This window comes from Streptomyces sp. TRM64462, from assembly GCF_013362995.1.
Lineage (GTDB): Bacteria > Actinomycetota > Actinomycetes > Streptomycetales > Streptomycetaceae > Streptomyces.
Map to the genome: position 1 here is coordinate 1 of NZ_JABWDV010000247.1, position 11,498 is coordinate 11,498.

The window sequence follows — 11,498 nt, forward strand, 5'->3', positions numbered from 1 at the left end:
CCCCAGGCCCCCGTTCGCGCCTGTTGGGGGTACCCCCTGCTCGAAGAGCTTGGGGGAGCTCGTCCTCAAGCGCCGGACGGGCTGAAAATCAGCCCCTCCGGCGCTTGAGGAGCGGGCGCACGGGGGCAGAGCCCCCGATTCCGGGCTGCTCGGCGGCGTGGCATTTGTTTTGACCGGAGTCCATGCGATAGGTACGCTCAGACCTTGTGCCTGGGGTGTGCCTGGGCTCCTGTGCGTGTCCTCAACCGCACAGCGAGTCGCTAAGGGCCACCGCAATCTGCGCCCCTCTCCGCCTCGCGGCGGGAGTCCGCAAGATTCGACACACCCGACCGCGTGGGTCGGCAACGTTCCAGGTTAGCTTCACTACACGGCACACAGAAACCGGAGAAGTAGTGCCTACGATCCAGCAGCTGGTCCGCAAGGGCCGGCAGGACAAGGTCGAGAAGAACAAGACGCCCGCACTCGAGGGTTCCCCTCAGCGCCGCGGCGTCTGCACGCGTGTGTTCACGACCACCCCGAAGAAGCCGAACTCGGCCCTCCGCAAGGTCGCGCGTGTGCGTCTGACCTCCGGGATCGAGGTCACGGCTTACATTCCGGGTGAGGGACACAACCTGCAGGAGCACTCCATCGTGCTCGTGCGTGGTGGCCGTGTGAAGGACCTGCCGGGTGTTCGCTACAAGATCATCCGCGGCTCGCTCGACACCCAGGGTGTCAAGAACCGCAAGCAGGCCCGCAGCCGCTACGGCGCCAAGAAGGAGAAGTAAGAATGCCTCGTAAGGGCCCCGCCCCGAAGCGCCCGGTCATCATCGACCCGGTTTACGGTTCTCCTCTGGTGACCTCGCTCATCAACAAGATCCTCCTGAACGGCAAGCGCTCCACCGCCGAGCGCATCGTGTACGGCGCCATGGAGGGCCTCCGCGAGAAGACCGGCCAGGACCCGGTCATCACGCTGAAGCGCGCCCTCGAGAACGTCAAGCCGGCTCTCGAGGTCAAGTCCCGCCGTGTCGGTGGCGCCACCTACCAGGTTCCGATCGAGGTCAAGCCCGGTCGCGCCTCCACCCTCGCTCTCCGCTGGCTCGTGGGTTACTCGCGCGCCCGCCGCGAGAAGACCATGACCGAGCGCCTCATGAACGAGCTCCTCGACGCCTCCAACGGCCTCGGTGCTTCGGTCAAGAAGCGTGAGGACACGCACAAGATGGCCGAGTCCAACAAGGCCTTCGCGCACTACCGCTGGTAGTCGCACCCCACATCGAGACCGAGAGAAGACTGAAGCCTTATGGCTACCACTTCGCTTGACCTGGCCAAGGTCCGCAACATCGGGATCATGGCCCACATCGACGCGGGCAAGACGACCACGACCGAGCGCATCCTCTTCTACACCGGTGTTTCCTACAAGATCGGTGAGGTCCACGACGGCGCTGCCACGATGGACTGGATGGAGCAGGAGCAGGAGCGCGGCATCACGATCACGTCCGCCGCGACGACCTGCCACTGGCCGCTCGAGGACGTCGACCACACCATCAACATCATCGACACCCCGGGTCACGTGGACTTCACGGTCGAGGTGGAGCGTTCGCTCCGCGTCCTCGACGGTGCCGTCACCGTGTTCGACGGTGTCGCCGGTGTGGAGCCGCAGTCCGAGACCGTGTGGCGTCAGGCCGACCGCTACGGCGTTCCGCGCATCTGCTTCGTCAACAAGCTCGACCGTACGGGCGCCGAGTTCCACCGCTGCGTGGACATGATCTCGGACCGCCTGGGCGCGCAGCCGATCGTCATGCAGCTGCCGATCGGTGCCGAGGCGGACTTCAAGGGCGTCATCGACCTGGTCCGGATGAAGGCCCTGGTCTGGTCCGCCGAGGCCGCCAAGGGCGAGATGTACGACGTCGTCGACATCCCGGACACCCACACCGAGGCCGCCGAGGAGTACCGCAACAAGCTCGTCGAGGCCGTGGCCGAGAACGACGAAGAGATCATGGAGCTGTACCTGGAGGGCCAGGAGCCCACCGAGGAGCAGCTGTACGCCGCGATCCGTCGTATCACCATCGCCTCCGGCAAGGGCAAGGGCACCACGGTCACCCCGGTGTTCTGCGGTACCGCGTTCAAGAACAAGGGCGTCCAGCCCCTGCTCGACGCGGTCGTGCGCTACCTGCCGTCGCCCGTCGACATCGAGGCCATCGAGGGCCACGACGTCAAGGACGCCGAGCAGGTCGTGACCCGCAAGCCGGCCGACTCCGAGCCGCTCGCCGCGCTGGCGTTCAAGATCATGAGCGACCCGCACCTCGGCAAGCTCACCTTCGTCCGGGTGTACTCCGGCCGCCTGGAGTCCGGCACCGCCGTGCTGAACTCCGTCAAGGGCCGCAAGGAGCGCATCGGCAAGATCTACCGCATGCACGCCAACAAGCGTGAGGAGATCGAGTCGGTGGGCGCCGGCGACATCGTCGCCGTCATGGGTCTGAAGCAGACCACGACCGGCGAGACGCTGTGCGACGAGAAGAACCCGGTGATCCTGGAGTCCATGGACTTCCCGGCGCCGGTCATCGAGGTCGCCATCGAGCCCAAGTCCAAGGGTGACCAGGAGAAGCTGGGTGTCGCCATCCAGCGTCTCGCGGAGGAGGACCCCTCCTTCCAGGTGCACACCAACGAGGAGACCGGCCAGACCGTCATCGGCGGTATGGGCGAGCTTCACCTCGAGGTGCTCGTCGACCGTATGAAGCGTGAGTTCAAGGTCGAGGCCAACGTCGGCAAGCCGCAGGTCGCGTACCGTGAGACCATCCGCAAGACGGTCGAGCGCGTCGACTACACCCACAAGAAGCAGACCGGTGGTACCGGTCAGTTCGCCAAGGTGCAGATCGCGATCGAGCCCATCGAGGGCGGCGACGCCGCGTACGAGTTCGTCAACAAGGTCACCGGTGGCCGTATCCCGAAGGAGTACATCCCTTCGGTGGACGCCGGCTGCCAGGAGGCCATGCAGTTCGGCATCCTCGCGGGCTACGAGATGACGGGCGTGCGCGTCACCCTGATCGACGGTGGCTACCACGAGGTCGACTCCTCCGAGCTCGCCTTCAAGATCGCCGGTTCGCAGGCCTTCAAGGAGGCCGCGCGGAAGGCGTCCCCCGTGCTCCTCGAGCCGATGATGGCCGTTGAGGTCACCACGCCCGAGGACTACATGGGCGATGTCATCGGCGACATCAACTCCCGCCGTGGCCAGATCCAGGCCATGGAGGAGCGTGCCGGCGCCCGCGTCGTCAAGGGCCTGGTGCCGCTGTCGGAGATGTTCGGCTACGTCGGCGACCTCCGCAGCAAGACCTCGGGTCGCGCAAGCTACTCGATGCAGTTCGACTCCTACGCCGAGGTTCCGCGGAACGTCGCCGAGGAGATCATCGCGAAGGCCAAGGGCGAGTAACTCCCCCGAGTTCACGCTTTAGGCTTATCACCGGATATCCGGGGCATTCGATACGGACCGTGTTGAATGCCCCGGGGCCGGCATCCCAGCAAAGATCACCTGGCGCCGATGAGTAAGGCGTACAGAACCACTCCACAGGAGGACCCCAGTGGCGAAGGCGAAGTTCGAGCGGACTAAGCCGCACGTCAACATCGGCACCATCGGTCACATCGACCACGGTAAGACGACCCTCACGGCCGCCATTACCAAGGTGCTGCACGACGCGTACCCGGACCTGAACGAGGCCTCGGCCTTCGACCAGATCGACAAGGCTCCTGAGGAGCGCCAGCGCGGTATCACCATCTCCATCGCGCACGTCGAGTACCAGACCGAGTCGCGTCACTACGCCCACGTCGACTGCCCCGGTCACGCGGACTACATCAAGAACATGATCACCGGTGCCGCGCAGATGGACGGCGCCATCCTCGTGGTCGCCGCCACCGACGGCCCGATGCCGCAGACCAAGGAGCACGTGCTCCTGGCCCGCCAGGTCGGCGTTCCGTACATCGTCGTCGCCCTGAACAAGGCCGACATGGTGGACGACGAGGAGATCCTGGAGCTCGTCGAGCTCGAGGTGCGTGAGCTCCTCTCCGAGTACGAGTTCCCGGGCGACGACGTTCCGGTCGTCAAGGTCTCCGCGCTCAAGGCCCTTGAGGGCGACGCCGAGTGGGGCAAGTCCGTCCTCGACCTGATGAAGGCCGTCGACGAGTCCATCCCGCAGCCCGAGCGTGACGTCGACAAGCCGTTCCTGATGCCGATCGAGGACGTCTTCACGATCACCGGTCGCGGTACGGTCGTCACCGGCCGTATCGAGCGTGGTGTCCTGAAGGTCAACGAGACCGTCGACATCATCGGCATCAAGACCGAGAAGACCACCACCACGGTCACCGGCATCGAGATGTTCCGCAAGCTGCTCGACGAGGGCCAGGCCGGTGAGAACGTCGGTCTGCTGCTCCGTGGCATCAAGCGCGAGGACGTCGAGCGCGGCCAGGTCATCATCAAGCCGGGCTCGGTCACCCCGCACACGGAGTTCGAGGCCCAGGCCTACATCCTGTCCAAGGACGAGGGTGGCCGCCACACGCCGTTCTTCAACAACTACCGCCCGCAGTTCTACTTCCGTACCACGGACGTGACCGGCGTCGTGACCCTCCCCGAGGGCACCGAGATGGTCATGCCGGGCGACAACACCACCATGTCCGTCCAGCTGATCCAGCCGGTCGCCATGGAGGAGGGCCTCAAGTTCGCCATCCGTGAGGGTGGCCGGACCGTCGGCGCCGGCCAGGTCACCAAGATCACCAAGTGAGCTTCGGCTTCTTGACGGTCTGAACGACCTGGTTGCTCCCTGAGCAACAGCGAGGGCCCCGCACCGAGAGGTGCGGGGCCCTTCGCGTTGCCCGGCCTGCGCCGCGTCGGTCGCCGCGGCGTCCGGCTCCTTATGCCGCGTCCGTGTGGGACGCCCACGACCACGGGTACGCGTCCGCGCCCAGGCCGACCGCCAGCGCGCCCTGCGGCCCGAGGTGCAGCGTCGGGTTCTCCAGCGCGATCACCCCGTGCGCCCGTACCGCCCGGCGCCCCGCCACCTGGAGCTGCACCCGCCCGCGCAGGTCCTTGCCCAGCAGCACCGGCCCCCGCGGCGTGCCGACCGCGCCGACCCTGCCGTACCCGTGGAACACCGGCGTACGGGCCGGGGCGCCGCCGTCCACCCGTACGACCGTCAGCTCCTTGCGGGCCGGCCGCCGGTAGTACAGCTCCAGCCCCCCGCCCGGCCCCGGCACCACCGTCACCGGACCGCCCGGCGCCGGCAGCGTGCCGCCGTCCCGCCAGGTCACCGGGCGCCCCGGCGCGTCCTGCGTCCAGTGGTGCACCCGCTCGCGCCCGGCGGCGAACACATGCACCCGGCCGCGCCCGTCGACCGCGGCCGACAGCCCGTCCTGCACCTCGGCGCCGCCCAGGTCCTGCCAGCGGCCCCACGTGCCGTCGGTCTCGCGGATCCGGGAGCTGACGCCCTTCTCCGCGTTCCGTACGAAGAGGTGGACCCGCCCGTCCGGGGCGGTCACCGCGACCGGGACGCCGATGCGGCGGCCGCGGTCGTCGTTGCGCTCCGGGTTGCCGAGCCCGGTCCAGGCCTGGAAGGGCCCGCCCGGGGTGCGCTGCTCCAGGACCACCAGTTCGCGCTCGTTCGCGCCGCGGTGCCCGGCGAGCGCCGAGAACCGGAGCCCGAACAGCAGCAGCCGCCCGTCCAGCAGGGTCGCCGCGCCCAGGCCGGGGGCCAGCGGGCCGCCGCCCAGGTCGCCGGGCTCGCTCCACTGGCCGCTGCCCGGCTCCGTCTCGCGCCAGCGCACCGCGCGCAGACCCAGCACCCCGTACACCGCGAGCCGCCCGTCCGGGTCGGTCGCGACGACCGGGCCGGGCGACGGGTAGCGGTAGTGCGTGGCGCGAACCCAGCCCTTCGGGTTGCGCAGCGGCCAGGTGCCGCCCTGGCTGTAGTCGCCGCAGCCGCCGGCGTTGCCGCACTGCCAGGAGGCGTCGCCGCCGTAAGCCCTGAGGTGGGCGGCCTTCTCCTGCACGAGCGGCTCGGGGAGGTTCTTGGGCCAGTGGCGGTTGTAGTAGCCGCGGTACGACGTGGTGACGAAGCCGGGTATCGCGCCGCCGTCCCTGGCGGACTCGGCGACCCAGCGGACCATGGCGGCCCAGCTGAACGACGCGACGGCGGTGTGGTCGGCGTGGTCGGAGTAGCCGGGCTGCTCGGAGTCCTTCTTGCGGGTCGCCTCGTCGCTGTGCTGGATGTCCGGGTCAGGGTCGAGGGTGTGGATCACCGTGGGCCGGTACCGCTCCATCAGCCCGACCAGGACGTCGATCAGCCCGTCGTAGTCGTAGTCGGAGGCCCGGCGCACGGGTGAGCCGGTGGCCAGGACGGTGCGCAGGGCCGCCGCGCGGTCCCGCCACAGGGCGGGTACGGCCATCCAGCGGCGCGGGGCGTGCATCGCGAGGTTCAGGAAGACCAGCTCGACGCGGCGGTTGCCGTGCGTGAGCGTGTCGATCTCGGCCTGGCGGTCGCCGCGCAGGGTCATGACGCCCTTCTGCCAGGGCGTGAACTTGTCGAGGCCGAGCATCTGCGCGTACGCCTGGCGCAGGCCCTGGTGGCGGGCCGAGGAGTACGCGGCCGGGTCGGCGACGGTCTCGCCGCGGCGGCCGGGTATGTGGTTCTTGCCGTTGTGCTCGCCCGCCGTCACGTACACGCAGACCAGGGGGACGCCGGAGTCGACCATCCGCTCGCAGTCCGGGTTCATGAAGTACAGGTCGTCGTCCGGGTGCGCCATGATCTGCATGAGCTGCGCGCGGCGCGTGCTGGCGATCGGCATACCGGGCGCCGGGTCGGCGGTGGGTCCGGTGCGGCGCGGGGCGGGCACGGAGCAGCCGGTGAGCGCGGCGGACGCGGAGAGGGCGAGGGCGGCGGCGGACGCCAGGACGCTCCGCCGACGCGGCCGGAAGGCCGCCCGCCGGCCGTCGCCGCCGAAAACGGCAGGGCGCTGCCCCGACCCGCGTGACTCGTTCACCTGTTTCCCCCGCGCTGCTGCCGTGGTCCATACCGCGACCAGCTAGACGGGGGTGCGTCACCGGAGGTTGCTCGTATGTCTGTGTGATGTTCGCAGGATCACATCCCGGGCGGGGCGGGGGCGGGTATGCCACCTTCCATGTGGTGGTTCCGCCGGATGCACGGTTCCTTCCGCGGCTCGGCCGTCGGACGCGGCTATCGGCGCGGCAAGGACATGGAGCTGATGCACCGGGCGATGGGCTTCGCCGCGCTCGGACTGCTCACCCTCGTACCGCTGCTCATCGTGGTGGCGGCGGCCGACCCCGGGGACGGGCAGGGCTTCGCGGAGTGGCTCGCGGAGGGGCTCGGCCTCTCGGAGAGCGCCCAGGCCGAGGTGGAGGGGCTGTTCACGACACCCGTCGCGGCCCTGGAGTCCACCACCGGGTTCGGCCTCGCGGCGCTCGCCGCGTTCGGGCTGACGTTCGGCGGGGCCGTCCAGAACGGTTACGAGAAGGTGTGGGAGGTGCCGCCCGCCCGCTGGCACACCATGTGGCGGCACCTGGTGTGGCTGGCCGTGCTCATCGGCTACCTGCTGCTGTCGTCCAACATCGCTGCACGCCCGGCCGACGCGGGCGACCTGACGTGGCGGCTCGCTGCGGGCCTGGCGAGCGCGCTGTTCTTCTTCTGGTGGTCGCAGCGGCTGCTGCTCGGCGGGCGGCTGCCGTGGGCGGCGCTGTTCCCGGGCGCGCTGTCGACCGTGATCGGCCTCGGGGGCCTCTGGGTCTTCTCGCACCTGGTGTTCTCGCCGCTGATCGCCTCGAACGCGGTGGCGTACGGGCCGGTCGGGACGGTGCTGGTCATCCAGTCCTGGCTGGTGGGCGTCGGCTTCGTCGTCCTCGGCGGCGCGCTCGTCGGGCGGGTGCTGTACGAGGAGCGGTGGCGGCTGGCGAGGGTGGCGCGGGGGGCGGTGCGGAGGGTGGTGCGGGGCGCTGGGGCGAGGCGGCCGCCGGGGTCGCCGGGATCGCCGGGGGAGTGAGAGGGGCGTGCGGTCACCTCAGGGTCGGGACCTCGCCGCCGTCGGTCCAGGTCAGGGTCACGCCCGTAAGGCCGCGCAGCCAGGGGCGTGCGATCGAGGCGAGGGCGTGCCGGTCCGGCGGGGTGGCGCCCAGGCCGATGGCGTATGTGACGGACGCCGGCCCCGCCGCCGATGGGCGCGGCCACGCGTGGGCGTCCGGGGCGCCCGCCTGCTCCAGCGCGGTGAGCAGCGCGCGCATCCGGCCCCGTACGCGGCCCTCGTCCGGCCCGGCGGGGACGGTGAGCAGGGCCCACGCGGTGTGCCGGCGGTGCAGGGGCGGCGCGGCGAGCAGCGCGGGCCACGGGTCGCAGGCGCCGCCGGATTCCAGGATCTCCCAGGCCCGGTACAGCTCCTGTACGAGCAGGTCGCGGCCGCCCGCGGTGACCTGCTCGGTGCAGGAGCGTACGGGTTCGCTCGGGGTGAGCACCGTCACGGGACGTGCGGCGTCGAGGCCGACGGGCGGCCGTGTGCCGATGGGCGGCCGCGTGCCGCCGACCGGCTGCCGCCAGTCCCAGGCGGCCCACGTCGCGAAGAACGTCCGCAGCAGCGCGTCGGGCGTCGGGTGGTCGTCGCCCGCGTCCCGCACGGTCAGCGACGCCAGCGACGCCCAGGCGAGCCCCGGCAACCCGCCGAACGGTGCCGAGTCCAGGCCACGGGCCCGCGCCCAGGCCTTCACCTCTCGGGCCAGTCGCGCGAACGCCGCGTGTCGCGCGTCGCCCACCCGGGCGAGCACCGCGTCCGCGTCACTCACCGCGCTCAGCGCGACGGCGGCCGCGTCCCCCAGTTCGGCGCGCCGCGCCACGGCCTCACCGGGCGGTACGTCTCCGGTCGCCACGACCGCCAGGTCCACGCCGAGACCGCCCACCCGGAACCGGACGCCCGGCACCCGCGCGCCCACCACGTCCCGTACGCCGTCGGCGCCGGGTACCGCCGCGGTCACCCGCTCCCGTACCCGCGCGAGGTCAACGCCGCCGCCCGGCAGCGCGACCACGAGGTCCAGGTCCGCCCCAGGCAGGGCACACCCCATCCGCCGCGACCCGACGACGTGCACGTCACCACGGCCCAATGCCTTCGCCACCTGGCGCGCCACCTGCTGGACGGGCTCGGCCTGCTCGGGATCCTCCGCCCGTACGGCCCGCTGCTCGCGTGCCGCGCCCGCGTCCGGCTCCCGTACCGCGTCCTCCTCCCGTACCGGGTCCTCCCCGGCCCACCGGATCTCGCCCGTGCCCAGGGTCACCGTCGCCCGGACGCGCATCGGTTCGTCGCCGCGGCGGGACAGGAGGGCCACCCGGTCGACGCGGGCCTCCAGGGGGCGGCCCAGGCGGGACTCGCACTCCGCGGTCACGGGCAGCGGCTCGGTCGTGCGGCCGAGACTGAGGTGGGGCGTGAAGCCGTGGCGGTGGCGGTCCCGGCAGCGGGGGAACCGCTGCTCCAGGGCCCGGCGCAGCTCCGCCCACGGCGCCGTGCCCGCGGCGGCGGGGTCCAGCCACACCGTGGCGTAGTCGCGGTGGCCGAAGCTGTGGACCCCGTCCAGCAGCGCGTCGAACGGCTCCACCTCCCGTACCGCCGCCGACACCAGCTCCGCCGCCCGCTCGAACCGCGTCTCCGGTACGAAGCCGAACAGCAGGTTCACGTGCGGCGGCCACCGCCGGATCTGCGGGTCGTGGTCGCGGCGGATCGCCTGGAGCGGCGGCCACAGCTCGTCCGGCGGCAGCCACGCCACCGCCGTGCGCGGCGTCGGCGGCGCGTCCAGGGCACCCGCCGCGCCCCCGCCGTCGAAGGCCAGGTCCGCGACCACGCCGTAGTGGTCCGAGACGTACAGCCCGTCCGGCCCCGGCCGGTCGCCCACCAGCGCCGCCGCGTCCACCCGCACCCCGGCCGCGCGCAGCAGCACCCGGTCGAGGCGCGACGCCCGTCCGCTCAGCGACGACACGGCGGCCAGCGGGTTCACGCCCGGGTCGAACGTCGGGGTGTGGTCGCCCGGCCCGTGCGCCTCGGTCCACGCGTCCCGCATGCCGAGCGTCGTCCCGGGCAGGTCGGTGCCGTCGTTGAAGTCGCCGGCCAGCACCACATCGCCGTTGACGCCCGCGAAGCCCTCCGCGAGCCGCACCAGTTCGGCCTCCCGGCGCGCCGCGCCGTCCGCGGAGTGGTCGCTGCTCAGGTGCGTGGCGGCGACGACCGTCGGCCCCGCTGCCGTGTCCACGACCATCGCCGCCACCGCCTTGTGCGGCCCCAGCAGGTGCGCGCCCGCCTCCCGCACCGGCACCCGGCTGAGCAGCAGCAGCCCGCAGTCGGCCACGTCCGGCCCGGCCGGGTCGGTGCCCAGCGTGTAGTCGCGCCGCACCCAGTCGGCGTCCAGCAGCATGCGGAGCAGCTCCGGCTCGGCCTCCTGGAGCGCGATCACGTCCGCGTCGGCGTCCCGTAGCGCGTCGAGCAGGAGCGGGCGGCGGCGTGCCGTGTCGATGCGCTCGCTGTCGTACCGGTCCCAGAGGGTGTTCCACGTCACGACGCGCAGCCCGGCGGGCGTCGCCGCTGCGCCACGGGGCCCGGTCGCGGGGCGCCACGCGCCGCCCTCCCAGGCGTACGGCGACCGCGCCGTGAAGAACGGCGCCCGCAGCAGCCTCGGGTCCCGGACCCGGCCGGCGTCGGTCTCGTCGATCCGGTCCACACCGGCCGACCGGTCCCAGACGACCTCGCCGTCGGCCTCGAAGAACAGGACCCGGTGCCACGGGATCTCGCCGCCGGGTACGAAGTCGGGCAGCGGCACCCGCTTGGGCGCGGCGCCCCGCTGCATGACGCCGACGACGAACCGCGCCGGGTCGAACCGCGAGTCCCACCGGACCCGGTGGTAGATCTCGTCGCTCGTACGCATCTACGCCTCCTCCTCCACCGTGCCACCGGCCCCGATGTACCAGGTGCGGTGCGCCTGTCCCGGGTACGGCGGTACGAAGCGCCGCAGCTGCGCGCCGAGCACGTCCGGCGGTACCGGGTGCTCGCGCGCGGCGTTGCGCCGGGCCGGCTCCGCCGGGTCGACCAGCATGACGGCGTGCGTCACCAGTGCGTCGCGGCGGCGGGCGACGGCGTGCACGAGCGACCGCTGGTGCGGGTTGAGGGACGTGGCGTCCCAGACGACGGTCCGGCGGCCACCGGCGGCCCCCGCCGCGAGGGCGGTGTCGAGCCGGGCGAGCGCCTCCCGCAGGACGGCGCCGTTGTCGCGCTGGTCGGCGCGGTCGCCGCGCTCCTCCCGTACGGAGTCGAGGGACACGTACGCGTCGACGCCGCCCAGGCCCCGCGCGAACGCGCTCTTCCCGCTCCCGGATGGCCCCACCATGTGCACCAGCCGCGGGAAGTCGCCGTCCCGCCACCGCCAGGTGGCCGCGACGGCCTCGTCGGCGGTCGCGACGCGCCCGGCCGCGTACAGCTCCCGCGCCTCGGCGCGGCAGCGG

8 protein-coding genes are annotated in these 11,498 nt (G+C 71.8%); 5 read left to right on the forward strand and 3 right to left on the reverse strand.

Features of this window, described 5'->3' with window-relative positions; genetic code table 11:
• The first annotated feature begins 392 nt into the window (after positions 1–392).
• The 4 genes from rpsL to tuf all read left to right on the forward strand — a co-directional run bounded on the left by rpsL (position 393) and on the right by tuf (position 4,745).
• Complete coding sequence (gene rpsL / locus HTZ82_RS11585; protein WP_003948652.1) at positions 393–764, forward strand: 30S ribosomal protein S12; 372 nt, start codon at positions 393–395, stop codon at positions 762–764.
• Between the two features lie 2 nt (positions 765–766).
• Positions 767–1,237, forward strand: a complete 471-nt coding sequence (gene rpsG, locus HTZ82_RS11590; protein ID WP_023587042.1) for a 30S ribosomal protein S7 — start codon at positions 767–769, stop codon at positions 1,235–1,237.
• Positions 1,238–1,276: 39 nt separating this feature from the next.
• Positions 1,277–3,403 (forward strand): elongation factor G, encoded by a 2,127-nt coding sequence (fusA, locus tag HTZ82_RS11595; protein WP_175409261.1) that lies wholly within the window; start codon positions 1,277–1,279, stop codon positions 3,401–3,403.
• A 148-nt stretch (positions 3,404–3,551) separates the two neighbouring features.
• Positions 3,552–4,745 carry an elongation factor Tu gene (gene tuf / locus HTZ82_RS11600; protein WP_175409262.1) on the forward strand — a complete coding sequence of 398 codons (1,194 nt, stop codon included), beginning with the start codon at positions 3,552–3,554 and terminating at the stop codon, positions 4,743–4,745.
• A gap of 130 nt (positions 4,746–4,875) precedes the next feature.
• Here tuf and HTZ82_RS11605 read toward each other — a convergent pair whose 3' ends face one another.
• Complete coding sequence (locus HTZ82_RS11605) at positions 4,876–6,909, reverse strand: PIG-L family deacetylase (RefSeq protein ID WP_254711792.1); 2,034 nt, start codon at positions 6,907–6,909, stop codon at positions 4,876–4,878.
• A gap of 228 nt (positions 6,910–7,137) precedes the next feature.
• Here HTZ82_RS11605 and HTZ82_RS11610 point away from each other — a divergent pair, with 228 nt between their 5' ends.
• Positions 7,138–8,013, forward strand: a complete 876-nt coding sequence (locus HTZ82_RS11610; protein ID WP_254711791.1) for a YhjD/YihY/BrkB family envelope integrity protein — start codon at positions 7,138–7,140, stop codon at positions 8,011–8,013.
• Positions 8,014–8,026: 13 nt separating this feature from the next.
• Here the strand turns inward: HTZ82_RS11610 and HTZ82_RS11615 are convergent, their stop codons facing one another.
• Entirely contained in the window at positions 8,027–10,924 is a 2,898-nt protein-coding gene (locus tag HTZ82_RS11615; protein WP_175409265.1) for a poly(A) polymerase, read from the reverse strand.
• Positions 10,925–11,498, reverse strand: a 574-nt coding sequence (locus tag HTZ82_RS11620) for an ATP-binding protein (RefSeq protein WP_175409266.1), incomplete at its 5' end; no start/stop codon positions are given.